The 19,043-nt window shown below is 64.8% G+C and carries 20 protein-coding genes; 5 read left to right on the forward strand and 15 right to left on the reverse strand.

The window, feature by feature from the left end; translation table 11 throughout:
• Positions 1 to 9: 9 nt before the first annotated feature.
• The 4 genes from DT069_RS01295 to DT069_RS01310 form a co-directional block, all read right to left on the reverse strand.
• On the reverse strand, positions 10 to 2,382 hold the full coding sequence (locus DT069_RS01295) for a xanthine dehydrogenase family protein molybdopterin-binding subunit (RefSeq protein ID WP_119458454.1): 2,373 nt from the start codon (positions 2,380 to 2,382) through the stop codon (positions 10 to 12).
• A 4-nt stretch (positions 2,383 to 2,386) separates the two neighbouring features.
• Positions 2,387 to 2,851: a (2Fe-2S)-binding protein gene (locus DT069_RS01300; protein ID WP_119458455.1), complete on the reverse strand. Its 465-nt coding sequence runs from the start codon at positions 2,849 to 2,851 to the stop codon at positions 2,387 to 2,389.
• A gap of 186 nt (positions 2,852 to 3,037) precedes the next feature.
• Complete coding sequence (locus DT069_RS01305) at positions 3,038 to 4,216, reverse strand: sensor histidine kinase (RefSeq protein ID WP_162912905.1); 1,179 nt, start codon at positions 4,214 to 4,216, stop codon at positions 3,038 to 3,040.
• Between the two features lie 156 nt (positions 4,217 to 4,372).
• Positions 4,373 to 4,996 carry an SRPBCC family protein gene (locus DT069_RS01310; RefSeq protein WP_119458457.1) on the reverse strand — a complete coding sequence of 208 codons (624 nt, stop codon included), beginning with the start codon at positions 4,994 to 4,996 and terminating at the stop codon, positions 4,373 to 4,375.
• Between the two features lie 589 nt (positions 4,997 to 5,585).
• Here DT069_RS01310 and DT069_RS01315 point away from each other — a divergent pair.
• From DT069_RS01315 to DT069_RS01325, 3 genes are read left to right on the forward strand one after another with little or no spacing between them, the layout of a single operon-like run.
• Positions 5,586 to 6,563 (forward strand): TAXI family TRAP transporter solute-binding subunit, encoded by a 978-nt coding sequence (locus tag DT069_RS01315; protein ID WP_119458458.1) that lies wholly within the window; start codon positions 5,586 to 5,588, stop codon positions 6,561 to 6,563.
• A 6-nt stretch (positions 6,564 to 6,569) separates the two neighbouring features.
• Positions 6,570 to 7,082, forward strand: a complete 513-nt coding sequence (locus DT069_RS01320; protein ID WP_119458459.1) for a hypothetical protein — start codon at positions 6,570 to 6,572, stop codon at positions 7,080 to 7,082.
• Complete coding sequence (locus DT069_RS01325) at positions 7,079 to 9,082, forward strand: TRAP transporter permease (RefSeq protein ID WP_119458460.1); 2,004 nt, start codon at positions 7,079 to 7,081, stop codon at positions 9,080 to 9,082. The genes DT069_RS01320 and DT069_RS01325 overlap by 4 nt, the downstream gene beginning before the upstream one ends.
• A gap of 351 nt (positions 9,083 to 9,433) precedes the next feature.
• On the opposite strand, the gene DT069_RS01330 is transcribed toward DT069_RS01325, so the two are convergent.
• From DT069_RS01330 to DT069_RS01375, 10 genes are read right to left on the reverse strand one after another with little or no spacing between them, the layout of a single operon-like run.
• Positions 9,434 to 11,143, reverse strand: coding sequence for a Na(+)/H(+) antiporter subunit D (locus DT069_RS01330; RefSeq protein ID WP_425449919.1), 1,710 nt, complete (start codon positions 11,141 to 11,143; stop codon positions 9,434 to 9,436).
• On the reverse strand, positions 11,124 to 11,375 hold the full coding sequence (locus DT069_RS01335; protein WP_119458461.1) for a hypothetical protein: 252 nt from the start codon (positions 11,373 to 11,375) through the stop codon (positions 11,124 to 11,126). The genes DT069_RS01330 and DT069_RS01335 overlap by 20 nt, the downstream gene beginning before the upstream one ends.
• Complete coding sequence (locus DT069_RS01340) at positions 11,372 to 12,856, reverse strand: monovalent cation/H+ antiporter subunit D family protein (protein ID WP_119458462.1); 1,485 nt, start codon at positions 12,854 to 12,856, stop codon at positions 11,372 to 11,374. The genes DT069_RS01335 and DT069_RS01340 overlap by 4 nt, the downstream gene beginning before the upstream one ends.
• The gene (locus DT069_RS01345; protein WP_425449920.1) at positions 12,853 to 14,367 is read right to left on the reverse strand and encodes a monovalent cation/H+ antiporter subunit D family protein; all 1,515 of its coding nucleotides are present in this window, start codon (positions 14,365 to 14,367) and stop codon (positions 12,853 to 12,855) included. The genes DT069_RS01340 and DT069_RS01345 overlap by 4 nt, the downstream gene beginning before the upstream one ends.
• Positions 14,364 to 14,717, reverse strand: a complete 354-nt coding sequence (locus DT069_RS01350) for a cation:proton antiporter subunit C (protein ID WP_119458463.1) — start codon at positions 14,715 to 14,717, stop codon at positions 14,364 to 14,366. Before DT069_RS01350 ends, DT069_RS01345 begins: the two co-directional genes overlap by 4 nt.
• Positions 14,718 to 14,720: 3 nt before the next feature.
• Positions 14,721 to 15,137: a Na(+)/H(+) antiporter subunit B gene (locus tag DT069_RS01355; protein ID WP_119458464.1), complete on the reverse strand. Its 417-nt coding sequence runs from the start codon at positions 15,135 to 15,137 to the stop codon at positions 14,721 to 14,723.
• Positions 15,134 to 15,664 (reverse strand): DUF4040 domain-containing protein, encoded by a 531-nt coding sequence (locus DT069_RS01360; RefSeq protein WP_425449921.1) that lies wholly within the window; start codon positions 15,662 to 15,664, stop codon positions 15,134 to 15,136. The genes DT069_RS01355 and DT069_RS01360 overlap by 4 nt, the downstream gene beginning before the upstream one ends.
• 26 nt (positions 15,665 to 15,690) lie before the next feature.
• On the reverse strand, positions 15,691 to 16,017 hold the full coding sequence (gene mnhG / locus DT069_RS01365) for a monovalent cation/H(+) antiporter subunit G (protein WP_119458466.1): 327 nt from the start codon (positions 16,015 to 16,017) through the stop codon (positions 15,691 to 15,693).
• Complete coding sequence (locus DT069_RS01370) at positions 16,017 to 16,301, reverse strand: MrpF/PhaF family protein (protein WP_425449922.1); 285 nt, start codon at positions 16,299 to 16,301, stop codon at positions 16,017 to 16,019. The genes mnhG and DT069_RS01370 overlap by 1 nt, the downstream gene beginning before the upstream one ends.
• Positions 16,298 to 16,774 (reverse strand): Na+/H+ antiporter subunit E, encoded by a 477-nt coding sequence (locus tag DT069_RS01375; RefSeq protein ID WP_119458467.1) that lies wholly within the window; start codon positions 16,772 to 16,774, stop codon positions 16,298 to 16,300. Before DT069_RS01375 ends, DT069_RS01370 begins: the two co-directional genes overlap by 4 nt.
• Before the next feature lie 192 nt (positions 16,775 to 16,966).
• On the opposite strand from DT069_RS01375, the gene DT069_RS01380 reads away from it, so the two are divergent.
• Positions 16,967 to 18,076, forward strand: coding sequence for an acetoin utilization protein AcuC (locus tag DT069_RS01380; protein ID WP_119458468.1), 1,110 nt, complete (start codon positions 16,967 to 16,969; stop codon positions 18,074 to 18,076).
• Between the two features lie 64 nt (positions 18,077 to 18,140).
• A complete protein-coding gene (locus tag DT069_RS01385) occupies positions 18,141 to 18,617 on the forward strand; it encodes a DUF192 domain-containing protein (RefSeq protein WP_425449923.1) in 477 nt (158 codons plus the stop codon).
• A gap of 15 nt (positions 18,618 to 18,632) precedes the next feature.
• Here DT069_RS01385 and DT069_RS01390 read toward each other — a convergent pair whose 3' ends face one another.
• Entirely contained in the window at positions 18,633 to 18,929 is a 297-nt protein-coding gene (locus DT069_RS01390) for a hypothetical protein (protein WP_119458470.1), read from the reverse strand.
• Between the last annotated feature and the right edge of the window lie 114 nt (positions 18,930 to 19,043).

Raw genomic sequence — 19,043 nt, forward strand, 5'->3', positions numbered from 1 at the left:
CTATACTCCCTATTCGGCGGCCGCGGCAGGCCGGGTCTGCCGGATCGCTTGCCACACCTTCTCGGGCGTCGCTGGCATTTCCATATGCATGATGCCGATGGCGTCGGTGATCGCGTTGATCAGCGCCGGCGGCGCGGCGATCGCGCCGGCCTCGCCGCAGCCCTTGGCGCCGATGGGGTTATGGGTGCAAGGGGTCTCCGTCATGCCGACCTTGAAGCTGGGCAGATCGTCCGCGCGCGGCATGCAGTAATCCATGTAGGAGCCGGTGACGAGCTGGCCGCTCTCCTTGTCATAGACGCAGTTCTCCAGCAGCGCCTGGCCGATTCCCTGGGCGATGCCGCCATGGACCTGGCCCTCGACGACCATCGGATTTATCACCTTTCCGAAATCGTCGACGGCGACCCAGTTGACGATATCAACCAGGCCCGTATCCGGATCGACCTCGACCTCGGCGATGTGGACGCCGGCCGGATAGGTGAAGTTGGCCGGGTCGTAGAACGCGGTCTCGTCGAGGCCAGGTTCGAGGTCCGCCGGGTAATTGTGCGGCACGTAGGCGGCGAAGGCGACCTCGGCCATGGACTTGGTCCGGTCGGTGCCGGCGACCCGGAAGGTGCCCTTCGAATATTCGATGTCGCCGACCGACGCCTCCATGAGATGCGCGGCGATCTTCTTGCCCTTCTCGATGATCTTGTCCGCCGCCCGCATCAGCGCCGAGCCGCCGACCGCGAGGCTGCGCGAGCCGTAGGTCCCCATGCCGAAGGGGATGCGGTCGGTGTCGCCATGGACGACATCGATCTTCTCCATCGGCACGCCCAGGGCGTCGGAGATGAGCTGGGCGAAGGTCGTCTCATGGCTCTGGCCGTGGCTGTGCGAGCCGGTGAAGATGCTGACCGTGCCGGTCGGGCTGAAGCGGATCTGGCCGGACTCCCACAGGCCGACGCCGGCGCCGAGCGAACCCACCACCGCCGACGGCGCGATGCCGCAGGCCTCGATATAGGCGGAGAGTCCGATGCCGCGCAGCTTGCCATGCTTGGTGGACTCGGCCTTGCGGGCTGCGAAACCGGCATAGTCCGCCATCTTCAGCGCCTCGTCCAACGCCGCCTCGTAATCGCCGGTGTCATAGACCAGCGCGACGGGGGTCTGATAGGGGAACTGGTCCGGCCGGATGAAGTTGCGGCGGCGGAGCTCCGCCGGATCGATCCTCAGCTCGCGGGCGGCGCATTCAACGATGCGCTCGATCAAATAGGTCGCTTCCGGCCGTCCGGCGCCGCGATAGGCGTCGACCGGCGCGGTGTTTGTGAAGACCGCCTTCACGTTCGCATGGATCGCCGGCGTCGCGTACTGCCCGGCCAGGAGCGTGGCGTGGAGATAGGTCGGCACGCAGGTCGCGAAGGTCGAGAGATAGGCGCCCATGCCGGCGATCGTATCGACCTTGAGGGCGAGGAACTTGCCGCTCTCGTCCATCGCCAGCTCGGCATGGGTGACGTGGTCGCGGCCATGGGCGTCGGACAGAAAAGATTCGCCGCGCTCCGCCGTCCATTTGACCGGCCGCTTGACCTTCTTCGCCGCCCAGGTGCAGACGACTTCTTCGGCGTAGCAGAAGATCTTCGAGCCGAACCCGCCGCCGACATCCGGCGCCACCACCCGCATCTTGTGCTCGGGCACGCCGAGGACGAAGGCGCAGAGGATCAGCCGCAGAAGATGCGGGTTCTGGCTTGTGCTGTAGCAGGTATAGCTGTCGGCCCCGCCGTCATATTCGCCGATCGCCGCGCGCGGCTCCATCGCGTTGGGGATCAGCCGGTTGTTGACGAGGTCGAGCCTGGTGACGTGGTGCGCCTTGGCGAAGGCGGCATCCACGGCTGCCTTGTCACCGAGCTCCCAGTCGAAGCAGAGATTGCCGGGAGCATCGGCGTGGAGCTGCGGCGTGTCGGGGTCGAGCGCCTTCGCCGTGTCGACCACGGCAGGCAGCATCTCGTAATCGACCTCGATCAACTCGGCGGCATCCCGCGCTTGGGCCACGCTCTCGGCGATCACCACGGCGACATGGTCGCCGACATAGCGCACGGTGTCCTGCGCCAGAGGCGGGTGCGGCGGCGCCTTGTGGGGCTGCCCGTGCCGATCGGTGACGACCCAGCCGCAGATCAACCCGCCGACCTTGTCGGCGGCGATGTCGGCGCCGGTGAAGACGGCGACGACGCCGGGCGCGCTCTGCGCCGCGGCGGTGTCGATGCTGCGGATCTTCGCATGGGCGTGGGGCGAGCGGAGGAAGTAGGCGTGAACCTGATTTGGCCGGTTGATGTCGTCGAGATAATGGCCCTGGCCGGTCAGGAAGCGGAAATCTTCGGTGCGCCGGATCGAGGCGCCGATCATGTCTTCGGCCATGGTCCTATCCTTTCATCGCTTGCGCGCCGGCCTGGATGGCCTTGACGATGTTGTGATAGCCGGTGCAGCGGCAAATGTTGCCCTCGAGCCATTCGCGAATGTCGCTCTCGCTCGGGGTCGCGTTGTGCCGCACGAGGTCGATCGCACTCATCACCATGCCGGGCGTGCAGAAGCCGCATTGCAGGCCGTGATGCTCGCGGAAGGCGGCCTGCATCGGATGCAGCTCGCCATTGGCGAGTCCCTCGATCGTCGTCACCTCGGCGCCGTTCGCCTGAACCGCCAGCATCGTGCAGCTCTTGACGGACTTGCCGTCGACATGGACGACGCAGGCGCCGCACTGGCTGGTGTCGCAACCGACATGGGTGCCGGTCAAGCCTAGCGTCTCGCGCAGGAAGTGAACCAGCAATGTGCGGGGTTCGGCGTCGCCCGAAGCCGCCTTGCCGTTCACCGTCATAGATACGGTGGGCATCTCATCCTCCCTGTCACAGCGCGCCATGAGGATTCGCGCAGTGCCGCTCTTCCATGGCGACAGTGTTGGGTGCCGTCCGAAGCGGACCGCGCCATTATTTCAGTCTTGATTGGCGCGCTTCACAGGTCAAGAGCGAACGCGGTGTCGGTTGGCGCCAGCCATGATCGCCGCAGGCTCATTGCGCGCTCATAGAGGCACGGAGAGCGTGAACCGCGCGCCTCGGCCGTTTCGCGCGTTGCGGCCGATATCTAGCTGGCCATTCAATTGGCTCGTCAGCGCCACCACCAGCTTCATGCCGAGACCGTCGCTTGTGGCAGGATCGAACCCGTTGGGCAGGCCGACCCCGTTGTCCGCGACCTCGACTTCCAAGAGGTCCTTGCCGGTGCGCCGGGAGACGACCTCGACCACGCCGCCATCGGTGCCAGAGCGGGCGTACTTGATCGCGTTGGTAACCAGTTCATTGACGATCAGAGCCAGCGAAACAGCCTTCTCGGTCGCGATCTCGATTTCGGCCGTTTCGATCTCGAGCGACGGGCGCGTGTCCTCGTCGCCGAGCGTCCCGAGCAGTTCATGGCACAGCTCTTGGAGATATCCCCCGAACTCGACGGTATCGGCTTTGCTGCTTTGGTAGAGACGCTCATGCATACGGGCGATCATGAGGACGCGTGCACTGGTTTCGACAAGATAGCCGCGGGTCTTGGGCTCCTCGATGTCGCGGCTCTGCAGGTTGATGAGACTCGAGACCAGGCTCAGGCTGTTCTTAATGCGGTGATGAGCCTCCCGCATCAACATGTCCTTGTCCCGGACCGCCGTCTCCAGCGTGGCTTCCACCCGGCAGCGTTCGAGGGCCGCGCCCAGCACGTTTGCCATCGCCTGAAGAAAATTGATGTCGTGTTCCGTGAACTTCCCCTCGATCTGGCTGTCCACCTCCAGCACGCCGAAGGGCCTACTATCGCCGCTCGGGATGATGACGTTGATGGCCCGCTTGACGCCATGCTCGGCAAGCAGGCTTGGAGTCCGGAACCGGCTTTCCTTCGTCAGGTGGTTTGAGATGACGGGGCGCCCGGTCTTGAGCGCATAGCCGCCGGGAGACTTCGAATCGACACTGATTCTGGCTGCACCGACCGTTCCCTCGGCCCAACCGATGCCAGCGCGCACGAGAAGCTGGTCCTCCTCCGGGAGAAACTCGAGCACCTTCGAAAACTTGGTTCGAAGTCCTTCGGCGGTAAGGCGTGTCGCCTCTTGGAGCAAGGCGTCGAAATCCGGATTCCGGAGGGCGTACAACCCCAGTTCGGAGATCAGAACCTGCTGTCGCAGCCGGTACTCCAACTCGCGGCGGAGATTGTCATGCGTGTCGTTCGGCACCAGCCTAGCCCTCTCGTAACTACAAGACTGCAGCATATCACGCGCGGAATATGGGCGCGAACTCGCCCCCCAGCGCAGCCGTCGCTTCAGTTCGCACGGCCTCTAGATAGGGGCCGGGGTTTTACTTTGCGACCACCCGAAATTGCATCTCCTTCGTCAGTTGTTGACACCGAAGACGATCAGCAGGAGAACGACCGCGGCAATGAGCGCGCTGACCCAGATCAGCGGGCGGATGCCTGCCGTTGGCGCGGCCGGCGGCTGTTCATCGGGCCGCGGCGGCGCCACGGCCGGCTCGGGCGTGATCGCCGGCTCGGACGCGGCGGCCGGTTCAGCAGCTGCGGGTGCGCCGACCCGTTCGGCGAAGCAGCCGAAGAACTCGTCGGCCATCTTCCGCGCGGTACCGTCGATGAGACGGGACCCGATCTGCGCCAGCTTCCCGCCCACGGTAGCCCGCACCACGTAGCGCAGGACAGTCTCGCGGCCGTCTTCCTCCAGATGGACATCGGCCCCGCCCTTGGCGAAACCCGCCGCGCCGCCGGAACCCTCGCCGGTGATCTTATAGCCGTTCGGCGGATCAAGGTCGCTCAGTGTCACCTTGCCGGCGAAGCGCGCCTTCACCGGGCCGACTTTCGCCGTTACCTTGGCGGCGAACTCGGTGTCGGATCGCTTCTCGATCTCATCGCAGCCGGGGATGCACTGCTTCAGCACGTCGGGATCGTTGAGCGCTTCCCAGACCGTTTGGCGCGGCGCGGCAATGCGGTATTCCCCGGTCATGTCCATGATCGACGTCTCCCAATCTCCGCCCCGACATGGCAATCGACGGCCAGCCTAATCGCCGTTGGGGCTGATCACAAGCCGGCGTCGCCCAGGACAGCCGGTGACGTCCGTGTTGTCTGGCCAAGGCGCCAATCCGGGATAGGTAGGTAGCCAAAAGTGCTGCAACATTGGTCTGAGTCAGAAGTGATCGTATGCGATGCCAGACTTCCGGCGCGCCTGGGCGGGCATCAGGTTGAGCACCCAGTGGGCTGCTCGATCGGCCAAGTCGTCGATCGATGCGGCCTGCCGGTTCGCGCCCATACCGCCTGCCGACCGGTCGGAGACAGTGCCGTTCGCCCATTCGGGCTCCTCGGCCCGAATGGGCGACCATGTGCGGCCAGAACGCCTATTATCGCGATTTCAGAAGAGAAGGGCTGCGCGGAAACCGCCCCGAAGCTTGACATAGGCGTCCCGCGAAAGGACAAGAAACCTGCTGGGGACCCCCGGCCACAGGGAGAGGGCATATCGGAACAATGGACGGCTTCTCGGAAAGCCGGCATGTGGCCCATCAGGGGTAGCCGATACCCATGCTCAAAGAGAGGAGACAAGAAACATGACCACCACTTCCCGCAACGGCTGGCGTGGCAGGATCGGCGCCGCGATCGGGGGCCTCCTGCTGCCTGCCCTCATTCTCGGCGCGTCCAGCCCGGCAAACGCCCAGACCAATCTGTCGATCGCGACCGGCGGCACGGGCGGCGTCTATTATCCGCTTGGCGGCGGCATCGCGACGGAGATCCGCGAGAATGTTGATGGCTACGACGCCACGGTCCAGGAGACGAATGCTTCGGTGGACAACATGCTCCTCCTCACGACCGGCGCAGCCGCTCTGGCCCTCGGCGTAGGCGACACCGTGGCGGCTGCGGCCGCGGGCGAGGCGCCTTTCGAAGAGGCCCTGGAGATCTGTGGCATCGGCATCCTCTACAACAACTTCATGCAGGTGGTCACGACTCAGGACAGCGGGATCGAGAGCCTTGCGGACATGGAAGGCATGAGCCTCTCCGTGGGTGCGCCGGGTTCGGCAACCGAGGTGGGCGCGCTGCGCGTGCTCGAAGCTGCGGGGCTCGACCCCGAGGCGGACATTGACCGCCGGCAGCTCGGCGTCGCCGAGACGGTCGCGGCGCTGCGTGACGGCACGATCGACGCCGGCTTCTGGTCCGGCGGCCTGCCGACCGGCGCGCTGGTCGACCTCGCCAGCACCGGCGAAATGAAGATCATCCCGATCGGCGAACATGCCGCGGCTCTCGCCGAGCAGTATGGCGGCTACTACATGAAGATGCCGATTCCGGCGGACACCTATGAAGGCCAGACGGAGCCCGTGTCGACGATCGCCTCGCCGAACGTGCTGGTGGCGCGTACCGACATGGAGGAGTCGCTGCAGCAGGCGATTACTGCCGCGATCTTCGACAACAAGGAAGACCTGGTGCAGGTCCATCCGGCGGCCAAGGAGCTCGACCCGGCGACGGCCGGCGAGATTCCCTTCATCGAGACCTGCCCGGGCGCGCAGGCCTATTACGACCAGGTCGGGGGCTGACGGCTTTTGCCGAAGCCGGCCGTCGCCATCGTGGCGCTTGCGTGCCTTGCGAGCCCGGGCGCTTCGGCGACCGGGCTCGGTGACGGTGAGAACGAGGCCGCGCAGGCCATCGTCATTCGCGGCCAGGATGGCGACGTGCTGGCAAGCGTGCCCTTTCACGGCGAGCATTTCGCGGTGAGTTACCGAAATTCGATCTACGGCACGCTGGCCGAGGAACGATACGCGGTGCTACCCGACGGACGCTACCGGCTGGTGGAGATCGCGGCCGATCAACTGGCCGTGTTGGAAGAGTATTATGCAGTTCCCGGCGCGCCCAGGCGCGCCGCGGAGTCGGACCGTCGCGAATGGGTGGTGTCGCCGGATCCGGAAAGGCCGACGGTGCTTCGGATACTGTCCATAGCCGCGACCGATCTCGGGGAACGCACGGTGCACGTTCCCGGAGAACCGCCGCTCGAACTGTGGTGGCTGGTCGGGGATCGAGACCCGTTCGTCGTTCTGGACATCGAGGAGAAGCCATGACCGAGGGACCAGGCGGCAGCCGCGGCCTTGACGAGGACCAGACAATCGACGAGGAGGCGCTGCTCGCCGAATATGAGTCCGAGAAGCCGGCCCGCCGGCTGAGCGGGTTCCCGCTTCTCGCGGTCCAGACCATCGGAGTGGCTCTGGCGCTCTTCGCGCTCTATTGGGTGTTCCGCCCGATGGCGACGCAGTTCTACCTGCCGGCCTTCCTGATGATCAGCCTGCCGATGACCTTCCTGGCCTATCGCGGCTGGAACCGCTCGGAGGCTTCGCTCGCCTCGGAACGGCCGGATAATCCCCACATGCTCGACTGGCTGCTGGCGGCGATCACGGTTGTGCCATTCGCCTATATCATCTGGGATTGGGATTCCTTCTTCCGCCGGGCGATCATCCCGACGCCGGTGGACATCGCGATGGGCACCATCGCGATCCTCGCCACCCTGGAGGCGGCGCGGCGGACGGTCGGCCTGCTGGTGCCGCTGGTCGTCGTCGCGTTCTTCGCCTACGCCTTCTGGGGAGACGTGTTCCCGTCGCCCTTCGGCACCGCGACCTTCGCATGGCCCCGGCTGGTCGGCCACAACGTCATGGGCACGCAGGGCCTGTTCGGCGTGCCGACGGGTGTGGCGGCGACCTATATCATCCTCTTTACTATCTATGGCGCCGTGCTGAGCGGCTCCGGCGCCACCCGCTTCTTCATCGACCTTTCTTTCTCCGCCTTCGGGCAGACAAAGTCGGGGCCAGGCCGGACCGTGACCATGGCCGGTTTCCTGCTCGGCACCGTCTCCGGCTCGGGCGTCGCCACCACGGTGACGCTGGGCGGCATCTCCTGGCCGCTGCTGCGCAAGGCCGGATACCCGCAGGAACATGGCGGCGCGGTGCTCGCTGCAGCCGGCATCGGCGCCATCATGTCGCCGCCGACGCTGGGCGCGGCCGCCTTCATCATCGCCGCGCTGCTCGGCGTCTCCTATCTGCAGGTGTTGATCTGGGCGACGATCCCAACGCTCCTCTATTATCTCGGCATCATCCTCGCGATCGAGATGGACGCAAGGCGCTTCCGCACCCATCCGGTCGAGATCGACGTACAGCCCGTCGGCTGGCTGCTGATGCGCTTCGGCTATCACTTCAGCTCGCTCATCGCGATCGTCGTCTTCATGGCGATGGGGATGACGCCGTTCCGCGCCGTCGTCTACGCGACCGCGCTCGCCTTCGTGCTGAGCTTCCTCGAACGCGAATCCTGGATGACGCCGCGGCGCATCTGGGACGCGTTCGCCGCGGGGGCGACCGGCGCGCTCTCGGTCGTGCCGGTCATGGCCGCCGCAGGCCTGATCGTCGGCGTGATGACGCTCACCGGGCTCGGGCTGAAGCTCGCGAACATCATCGTCATGCTCGCCGGCGGCAATCTGATCCTTACCGCCCTCTTATCTGCCGTCTCGGTCGTCCTCCTTGGCCTCGCCGTTCCGGTCACCGCAAGCTTCATCATCTCTTGGGTGATCATCGGGCCAGCCCTGCAGGATGTCGGCGTCCCGGCCTATGCCGCGGCGATGTTCATCTTCTACTATTCGGTGCTGAGCGAAGTCTCTCCACCGACGGCGCTCTCGCCTTTCGCCGCCTCCGCCATCACCGGCGGCAAGCCGGTCAAGACCATGTGGCTGACCTGGCGCTACACGCTCTCGGCCTTCCTGGTCCCGTTCATCTTCGTCCTGTCCGATCCCGGCATAGGCCTCTTGCTCCAGGGCGGCTGGCAGCCTGTGTTGCTCGCCTCCGTCACCTCCGTGGCGGCGGTCTCCGCCCTCGCCGTGGCGACCGGCGCGTGGCTCTTCGGACCCGCCGGATGGCCGGAACGAATCCTGTTCGGCATCGGTGCCATCGCGCTTCTGGTGATGGAGCCAATCTTCATGGCCGCCGGCGCGGCCGCGATTGCAGGCGGGTTGGCGGTGCACCTTATCGGGCGCCGCAGGCGTTGCGGACAGGAGCCGCCGGCGGCCGAGATGGACGCTTAGTGTAGCCAGTCGAACCGCCACCGCGGCGCTCGACCGCGCGAACGTCCGCAGAAGGTGGAATGCAGTCATTCACGGGTGACGTGGTGAAGGGCAGCGGCGCTGGCATGGACCCGCCAGCCGGCGCGGTGCTGCGGGGCGGCTGGTGACTCTACCGGCCGGAGATCCCGCCGCTGGAAACGCTCCGCCTGACGCGATCCACCGTCGTCGAGGATTACCGCTTCTGCACCGACGGTCGCTGCCGGCCGCTTTCGGCGATCCTGCCGATCGAGGCGGGCGGCGTTTCGGAACTCTGGTCCTGCGAGAGTGCGATCCGATCGCATCGGTTCGATGTGATCGGATCAGGCTCTAAGATCAGAGGTAGTAGAACACTAGGCAAGCCGCCAGGATAACGGACACCCAAAGCACGGTGCTGCCGGTCGGCCAGGTTCGCGCCAGGACGCCCTGCGGCCCATGATGACGGTAGAGGCCGCGGATGAATGCGTCGAGGCGCCGCTGGGTGACGCCGGCGAGCCGCTCGCGACTCGCGCTTCCCTTCACCTGGAACTCCCGCCCCAATGCCGCGCCGAACCGGCGATAAAACCAATCAAAATCGAGGGTGATCGTCAACGTCCGCTTCAGATAGGGCAGGGCCACGAAGAAGGCGAGGCCGGAGAACAGCAGGAGTTGCAGGATCGCCAAGACGTGGGGCGCGGTGTAAGGAGCATAGTCGACAGGGTAGGGAAGCAGGGCGTAGAGCGGCCCCGGCAGAACGCCGATGCCAATGCACAGCGCGGAGAACAGATACATGGCCAGCCGCATGTTGAGCGGTGCCTCCGGCGGCCGAAGTCCGGAATCCTTCTGGAAGAAGACGAACCACGGGAACTTGATGCCGGCATGCAGGAACACGCCGGCCGTCGCCGCCGTCAGAAGGAACCAGGCCAGCGTCAGATGCTCGTCCGCCGCCGCCTGATTGATCATGGACTTGCTGATGAAGCCGGAGGTCAGCGGAAAGGCCGAAATCGAGAGCGCGCCGATGATGCCGCAGATCGCGGTGATCGGCATGGTCTTGTAGAGCCCGCCGAGATCGGTGCATTTGCGTTTGCCGGTCTGGTAGAGCACGGCGCCCGCCGACATCAGCAGCAAGGCCTTGTAGATGATGTGAGCGAAGGCATGGGCCGCCGCGCCGTTGAGCGCCATCTCCGTGCCGATGCCGATGCCGGTCACCATGAACCCGACCTGGTTGATGATGCTGTAGGCGAGGATGCGCCGCATGTCGTTCTCCAGCAGCGCGTAGATGATGCCGTAGAACACCATGTAGAGCCCGACGAAGATCAGGATCTCCTCGCCGGGAAAGCCCCGCAGCAGCACATAGACGGCGGTCTTCGTCGTAAAGGCGGAGAGGAAGACGGTGCCGCTCGGCGACGCTTCGGGATAGGCGTCCGGCAACCAGGCGGAGAAGGGTGGCGCGCCGGCATTGATCAGGAATCCAGCCAGAATAAACCAGGTCCCGAGTCCGTCCAGCGTCATCGCGGTGAAGGCGACCGTTCCGCTTTCCGCGATCTGCGCCGCGATGCCGACCATCAGCAGCACGCCGCCGAACAGATGAACCAGCACATAGCGCATGCCGGCGCGGTAGGAACTCCGGGTCGACGCCGACCACAGCACCAGCGTCGAAGCCAGCGCCATCGACTCCCAGAAGACGAACAGCGTGATCAGGTCGCCGGCGAAGGCGACGCCCATGGCGCCGCCTGCATAGACGAGGGCGGCCGACAGCTCGACGGTGCGGCCCTGGTTGAGCGCGAACAGCGCCCCGGCGAAGCTCATGATCCCGAAGATCGTTCCGAACAGCCGGCTGAGAGTGCTGCCCTCGACTGGCGTCAGCTGATAGTCGAGGAAGGGCAGGGTGAGGACCGGGCCGTTGGGCACCTGCCAGACCAGAAAGAGTGCCAGGAGCGGGAAAGCCAATACCAGGACGCGGCGCAGCTGGCCGGTGACGAGCGGCAGCAGCAGGCCGCCGAGGATCAGGACGAGGCCGGGCGGCACCGCTCCAAGCGTAAAGGCGCTACTCGTCATCGTCGCCATAATAGGTGTCCTTGCGCTTCAGAAAGATGCCGAGCGCCTTCGCCACCGCGATCATTGCGATGCAGGTCGTAAATCCGTACCAGGCATTGAACCCGAACGTATCGTCGAGGCCGAAATGGCCATGGACGGGGATGAAGATCTGGGCGATGACGGTCAGGGCGAGGATGGCGATGAAGACGATCCATAGCCGGCGGATCGTCTTCGGCTGCTCCAGCCAATGCCTTTTTTTCATTGGGATCTCCCGGCGAGCTGCAGCGCCAGATCGAGCGGTAGATCAGCGAAGAAGAACAGGAGCACGGTACCCGCGGCGGTGACGCCCAGGGCGAGCAGGATCGGCAGCGGCGCCTCTCCATGCTCATGCCCGTGCTCATGATCATCCTTGTCCACCGGAGCCGGCTTGTTCAGGAACGCCGTATAGACGATCGGCAGGAAATAGGCCGCGTTGAGCAGCGTGCTGATCAGGATGATGGCGATGGCGAAGAGTTGGTCCGCCTCGATCGCGCCGCGCAGCATATACCATTTGCTGACGAATCCGGCGGTCGGCGGGAGGCCGATCATCGAGATGGTGCCGATTGTGAAGGCGGTCATGGTCCAGGGCATCCGCCGGCCGATGCCGGCGAGCTGACTGACCTCCGTCTTGTGGGCCGCCGTATAGATCGAGCCGGCGGCGAAGAACAGAGTGATCTTGCCGAAGGCATGGGCGGCGATATGCAGCGCCGCGCCGGCGACGGAGAGCGGCGTCAGGATGGCCGCGGCCAGGATGACGTAGGAAAGCTGGCTGACGGTCGAGTAGGCGAGTCGCCGCTTCAAATTGTCCTGGCGCAGGGCGATCAGCGATGCGATCACGATCGTCGCCCCGGCGACATAGATCAGCCACCCGGCATCGGCGACCCGGCTCAAGCTGTCGATACCGAAGATGTAGACGATCACCTTGGTTACGGTGAACACACCGGCCTTGACGACCGCCACCGCATGCAGAAGCGCGCTGACCGGAGTCGGCGCGACCATCGCCGCGGGCAGCCAGCGATGCATCGGCATCAGCGCCGCCTTGCCGATTCCGAACATGTAGAGCGCCAGCAGCACCGCCATGGCGCCGTCGCTAACTCGCCCGGCGAGAATCCCGCCCTCGCTGAAGGCCAGCGTTCCCGCCGCCCACCAGGTCCAGAGAATCGCCAGGAGCAGCAGGCCGATCGAGGTCGATAGCAGGATGCCGAGATAGGTCCGGCCGGCGCGGATCGCTTCCGGCTTGCCGGAATGGGTGACCAGCGGATAGGTCGAGAGCGTCAGCACCTCGTAGAAGATGAACAGCGTCAGCATGTTGCCGGCGAAGGCAACGCCGACGGTGCTGGCGAGCGCAACCGCGAAGCAGACATAGAAGCGCGTCTGGTGTCCCTCGAGGTTCGCCCGCATGTAGCCGATCGAATAGACCGAGTTGACGATCCAGAGGAACGAGGCAACGCCCGCGAAGAGCATGCCGAGCGGCTCGACGCGGAAATAGAGGGAAAGGCCGGGCAGGATCTCGCCAAGGAGCAGCTCGGGGCGCGCGCCTGCCCGCACCTCCGGAATCAAGGAGGCGACGCCGACGAACAGGATTGCCGCCGTGGCCAGCGTTATCGCCTCGCGCTGGTTCGGCCGACGGTTCGACAGCGCGATAAGGAGGGCGCCGATGAGCGGCGTGGCTAGACAGAACAGGATAACGGCGCTGCTGCTCATGATCCGATCTCCGCCAGGTCGAGACCCAGCAGGGACGACGCCGCCGCGCGGGCGACGCCGACGCTGAACGATGTGTCGAGCCCGAAATAAATGCTGGCGCCGATTAGGACCCAGGCCGGCAGCAGCATCGAGAGCGGCGCCTCGCCAAGCGTGGCTTTGTCTTTGGCGGCAGCCTTGTCGTCAGGAACGGGTTGGAAATAAGCTACCTCGACGACGCGCCAGACATAGATGACGGCGAGCAGCGAACTCGCGAGCACCAGCACCGCCAGCGGCCATACTCCGGCCTCAAGCGCCGCGACGACCAGGTACCACTTGCTGATGAAGCCGGCGGTCAGTGGCACGCCGATCAGGCCCAGCCCGCCCACGACGAAGGCCGCCATGGTGTAGGGCATGCGCCGGCCCAGCCCCCGCATGTCGTGAAGCTGCACCGAGCCGATCCGGAAGAAGATACAGCCCAGCGCCAGGAACATGCCGCCCTTGATGATCGCGTGGTTGAAAAGATGGACGATGCCGGCAGTGAGGCCGTCGACAGAGACGAGGCTGATGCCGAGGACGATATAGCCGATCTGGGCGATGCTGGAATAAGCCAGCATCCGCTTCACGTCCTCCTGGAAGATCGCGACCAGCGAACCGACGAACATCGCCAGAACGGCGAGCGTCGACAGGATGACCCCGAGCTGCATAGCCTCGAATGAGAATTCAACGCCGAAGATGGTGAAGAGGAAGCGGAGCAGCAGATAGGCCGAGACCTTGGTCGCCGTCGCCGCGAGAAACGCACTGACAACCGAGGGTGCGTAGGCGTAGGCGTTCGGCAGCCAGAGATGCAGCGGAAAGAGGGCAAGCTTGAGGCAGATTCCGACGGTGAGGAAGGCGAGGGAAACCTGCACCGTCCGGTTCCCCGATACAGCCGGCAGGCGCTCCGCCAGATCGGCCATGTTCAGGGTGCCGGTCACCATATAGGCCAGCCCGATGCCGATCAGGATGAAGGTTGCGCCGATCGTACCGAGGATCAGGTACTGATACGCCGCCATGAGCGCGCGGCGATCCCGGCCCAAGCTGATCAGGGCATAGGAGGACAGCGACGAGATCTCGAGGAAAACGAAGACGTTGAAGGCGTCGCCGGTCGCGGTGATGCCCAGCAGGCCGGTGAGGCAGAGCAGATAGGCAGTGTAGAAGAGATAGACCCGTTCGGACTCGATCTCCCGCTCGACGCTTGCCCGGGCGAAAGGGAGAACAATGGCGCTGATCCCGGAGACGATGAAGAGCACCAAGGCATTGAGCGCGTCGATGCGATACTCGATACCCCAAGGCGGTGCCCAGCCGCCGAGCTCGTAGGAGAGAGGCCCGCCATCCATGACCTGGCCGAGAAGAAGGACGGAGACGGCGAAGGAGACCCAGCTCACCGCGACCGTCAAAAGCCAGGCCAGCCTGCCACTATGCAGCAAGACGCAGATCGGCGCGGCCAGGAGCGGGATGACGACCTGGAGAATAGGGAGATGGGGCGCGATCACGTCCGTTCGTCTTCCGCTTGAATTTCATCCTCCTCGATCGTGCCGTAGGCCTCGTGGATGCGAACGACCAGCGCCAGCCCGAGCGCCGTTGTCGCAACGCCGACGACGATCGCGGTCAGGATCAGCACGTGGGGGAGGGGATTCGCGTAGTGTTCGATGCCCGGCGCGAGAATGGGTGCAGTGCCTCCGGCGACGGCCCCCATGCTGATATAGAGGACGAACACCGAGACCTGGAAGATGTTCAGGCCGATGATCTTCTTCACCAGGTTCCCGCGGGAGATCACGGTGTAGAAGCCGATCATCATCAGCACGACGACGATCCAGTAGTTGAAGAGACCGGGGATTTCCATCGTTCAGCGCGACCGCCCGGCAAAGGTGAAGAAGATCGCGATCATGACCGACGCGACGGTGATCCCGACGCCCAGCTCGACGAGCAGGATGCCGTAATGCTGTCCATGCAGGGGATCGTGCGCCAGCACGGAATAATCTAGAAAGGTGCCGCCGAGCAGCAGGCTGGCGACGCCGACCCCGGCATAGAGCAGTACACCCAGGGCGACGCCGGCGCGGATGATCGTGGGCGGCACGACCAGCCGCGCACTCTCCAGCCCGAAGATGATGGCGTAGAGGATGAAGGCGGCGGCGAAGATCACGCCGGCCTGGAATCCGCCACCGGGACCGTAGTCGCCATGGAACTGGACATAGAGTGCGAACAGCAAGATCAGCGGGATCAAAAGCTTGGCGACGACACGAAGGACGATGTGGTGCCTCATGGCTTTTCGCCTTCCTCGCGATCGTCCTTGGACTTGCCCTTGGTGCGTCGCGTCGTGCCGAGCAGCAGCAGGACGCTGATGCCGGCCGTGAAGATCACCGTCACCTCGCCGAGCGTGTCGTAGCCGCGGTAGCTCGCCAGCACCGAGGTGACGACGTTCGGCAAACCAATCTCCCCGTACGACTCGTTCAGGTAGCGCGGCGCCACATGCTGGTGGATTGGTGCGGCGGGGTCGCCGTACAGCGGCATGTCGAGTGTGCCGTAGATCAGGGCGGCGCCGGTCAAGACCGTAACAACCAGCGGCAGAGTCGGCGAATAGGCGGGCGTCTTCTCCGATTTGCCCGTCAGGGACAATGTCCCGAGCATGAGGACGGTCACGATGCCGGCGCCGACCGACGCCTCGGTGAACGCAACATCAACCGCGTCCCAGACCACGAAAAGTCCTGCTGACAACAGGCTGAAAATCCCCGTCAGCATCACAGTGGCGAACAGGTCGCGCATCCGCACGATGGCGATCGCAATCACCACGAGAAAGGACAGCAGAACGATATCGATCAGGTCTTGGATGGCTTCTCTCCCCCCTTCAACTCGGGTTCAAGGCCGCTTCCCCGAGCCGCCTTGGCGAGCGCGTGGCTGGCGACCGGACTGGTGAAGAGGATGAAGACGAGAATCAGGATCAGCTTGACCGTAATCAGGCCAAGCCCGGCCTGAAGCATGAGACCGATCAGGATCAAGCCAGCACCCATCGTATCTGTGACGCTGGCCCCGTGCATGCGGGTGTAGAGGTCGGGCAGGCGCAGCATGCCGATGCCGCCAATCACGGCGAAAGCGGAGCCGGCGAGGAGAAGCGCCCAGCTTATGAGCTCCAGCACCAGCGCCATCAGATCTCGCTCTCCTTACCGCTCGCCTTGCCGAGGTCGCCATATCGAAGAAACTTCAGGACGGCGATCGTACCGATGAAGTTGATGAGAGCGTAAACCAGTGCAATATCGAGGAATTCAGGGCGACCGGTGAAAAACCCTAGAACGGCAATCAGCAGCACGGTCTTGGTACCGAACATGTTCACCGCAAGGATGCGGTCGTAGACCGTCGGGCCCAGAAGCGCCCGCACCAGCGCCAAGCCCATTGTCACGAGAATCGCGAGCAAGGCTGCCGCAAAGATCATGCCGCGCCCTCCAGGGCCGCCACACGGCGATTCATCTCGCCGCCTCGAAGCGATTCGGCGCCTTCGGCGGTGAGGGCATGGACCTCGATCGTGCCATCCGTCAGTTGAATGGATACTGTTCCCGGCGTCAGGGTTATGGAGTTCGCGTAGATCACCCGCCCCAACTCGGTTCTCTGGCTGGCCTTCACGCGGATCAGGGTCGGGCTGATCGGTAGCGACGGATCGAGAATGCGGCGCGCTACGTCGACGTTCGACTTGGCGATCTCCAGAAGAAGCCAGAGCCAATAGGTCACGATACCGAAACCGAAGTCGATCGGATGGCCCTCTCGATCGATCACGTCCATCCGGTGCGCGATCACCACGACCAGAATGCAGGAGGAAATGCCGAGCCCGATGAGGAGTGGGTCATAGTGCCCGGACAGCAACAGCCAGAGGCCGAAAAGGACTCCACCGAGGCTGATTGCACGGATCATTCGCTCCCCGTCGTATTATTCTTTTCCATCCCAAACCGTTGCCGGCCGCAGCATCGCCGCCAACGAAGACGCGACCCTAATATGATTGAACGCCGATTTCCAGTGTCTGGTATACCAAGAAATGAAATTTTGTCGGCGCGTTTCCGAAGGTTGGCATAAGAACCTGTGATAGAAGAATTTTCCTACTCGTTTATGCGCCCGCTGCTGATCGGCGGGGAGATCTATCGCAGCTCTTCCTATGGGCGCGGACACCCGCTTGCGATTCCGCGGGTTTCCGCCGCACTCGACCTGATTCGGGCGATGGGCTGGCTTGCGGAAGAGGCCTATATCGACAGTCCCCAGGCGACTCCGGAAGAACTCGCCGGCTTTCATCATCCCGATTACATCGCTGCGGTGATGGAGGCGGAGAGGGATCGGCAGGTCTCGGCGGAGCGACGGCGGCGCTTCAACATCGGCTGCAACGGCAATCCCGTTTTCCCCGAGATCTTCCGCCGCCCGGCGACCGCCTGCGGCGGGACCCTGAAGGCAGTCGAGCTGCTGGCCGAGGGCGGTATCGTCTACAGCCCGGCCGGCGGCACACATCACGGGCGCCCGGACCGGGCCAGCGGCTTCTGCTATTTCAACGATCCGGTTCTCGGGATCCTCGCTTTCCTCGATCGGGGCTTGAAGCGGATCTATTACGTCGACGTCGATGCGCATCATGGCGACGGCGTGCAGGACGCCTTCGCCGACGACCCGCGGGTCCTGACGCTGTCGATTCATGAGGCCGGCCGCTGGCCCTACAGCGGCGCTCTCGATGATCGGGCGGGCGGCATGGCGCGGAACCTGCCGGTGCCGAGCGGGCTCAACGATAGCGAGATGGGCTGGCTGGTCGAGACGGTCGTGCTGCCGCTTGGGTGGGACTTCGCCCCGGACGCCGTGGTGCTGCAATGCGGCGCCGACGCGCTGGCCGACGACCCGCTGAGCGGACTCGCGCTCTCGAACCATGCCCTGTGGGATGTCGTCGACCGGCTGATCGGGTTGGCGCCCCGGCTGCTGGTGCTGGGCGGCGGCGGTTACAATCCCTGGGCCGTGGCGCGGTGCTGGGCCGGTGTCTGGGCGACGCTCAACCGCCTCGATCCGACCGTGGCACCTTCCGCTGCGGCGCAGGCGGTGCTGCGCGGCCTCACCTGGTCGCGCAGCCAGGGCCGCAACCCGCCGGCCCATTGGATGACGACGATTGCCGATTCGCCGCGGCCCGGCCCTATCCGGGACGAGATTCGCACCATCGCCGCGGCTGTGCTCGAGCGAGGAGCAGCATGAGATCGGCGGGATTTACGGGACAGCTCGGCTCCGCTACCTTCGCCGCATGAAACGCGATCCTGCCTTGTCATTTCCTGCCCTGTCATTTCTCTGGGGCGCCATCCTGCTCGGGGCGGCGGTCCTGTCGGCCGGCCCCGGCGAAGCACAAAGCCCGGCGATGGAGCGGGACGAACTGGTGATCGAAACGGCGACGGACGCGCACCGCTTCACGATCGAGCTCGCCCGCACGGCGGAGCAGAGGGCGCTCGGCCTGATGTTCCGGGACCAGCTGCCGTCCGATACGGGCATGCTGTTCATCTATGACCGGGAGCGGCCGGTGGGAATGTGGATGAAGAACACGCTGATCCCGCTGGACATGCTGTTCATCGGCAGCGATGGCCGCATCTTCCAGATCGTCGAGCGGACGGTTCCCCATTCGACCGAGGTGATCGAGGCGGAGCGGCCAGCGCGGGCCGTCCTCGAGCTCAATGGCGGCACCGCCCACAGGCTGGGCATCGAGCCCGGCGACCGGGTGCGGCACGAGGTCTTCACGACGGAGTAGAGAAGGGCGGCGCGATCAGATCGCCGGTTCGTCGATAGCGAGCTTCGCCAGGTTTTGCCAGTCCTCGCCGGCGGCAACGAGACAGCTGATCCCGTTCGGCATGGTCACGATGATGGTCCAGGTCGAGCCGTTGCCGTTGGTCAGCACCTCCAGCAGGCCGCCATTGCTGGCGAGCCCGAGCGCGGCCGGGGCCTCCTTGAACTTCTTCGCGAGATGGGCGACGACCTCGGTCCGCTTGCTGCAGGCCGTCGGCTCCGCGACGGCGGAAGCCGGCAGAGCGAGGAGGACGATCAACAGGGCAAGTCTGCGCATGCTCGATCCCCTTCTTGGCGTCCCGGCTGGACATCCCGGTTGGGTGGGCCTTGCGGCCGAGCGTCCGGTAACTATGCCCGAGAGCCGGTAAAGATCGGCTTAACTGCCCGTCGA

The organism is Virgifigura deserti (genome assembly GCA_003576685.1).
In the GTDB taxonomy this organism is placed as follows: Bacteria; Pseudomonadota; Alphaproteobacteria; order Dongiales; family Dongiaceae; genus Virgifigura; species Virgifigura deserti.